The sequence below is a fragment of the Pseudoalteromonas sp. S3260 genome (genome assembly GCF_005886925.1).
Lineage (GTDB): Bacteria > Pseudomonadota > Gammaproteobacteria > Enterobacterales > Alteromonadaceae > Pseudoalteromonas > Pseudoalteromonas tetraodonis.
In genome coordinates this window covers 1-274 of sequence record NZ_PNCV01000255.1, presented here as the reverse complement: position 1 = coordinate 274, position 274 = coordinate 1, and the positions used below count along the sequence as shown (strand labels likewise).

The 274-nt window shown below is 45.6% G+C and carries 1 pseudogene; it reads left to right on the top strand.

The annotated features are described in order from the left end of the window. Window positions 1-274, top strand: a pseudogene (locus CWC14_RS18375) (MotA/TolQ/ExbB proton channel family protein); the annotation flags it as partial.

The following is a 274-nucleotide window of genomic DNA, read 5'->3' as shown; positions in this document are numbered from 1 at the left end:
GGTTTTGCTGTTGCAGCAGTACTATCAGTTTCTGCCGGTGCTGCGCTTAACGCTCATGCAAACACAGAAGTACTTGACCAGATCCTTGACCAAGTTAAAAAAGAGCGTATCTCTGAAGGCAAACTAAACAAACAGCGTGAACAAGAGTTCTTGTCTGCACGCGCTGATAAGCAAGCGTTGCTTAACCAAGCAAAACGTGAACTTGCAGCAGAAAAAGCACGTGGCGAGCGTCTACAAAAAGAGTATGCTCAAAACGAAGTAACCCTAGCGGAAA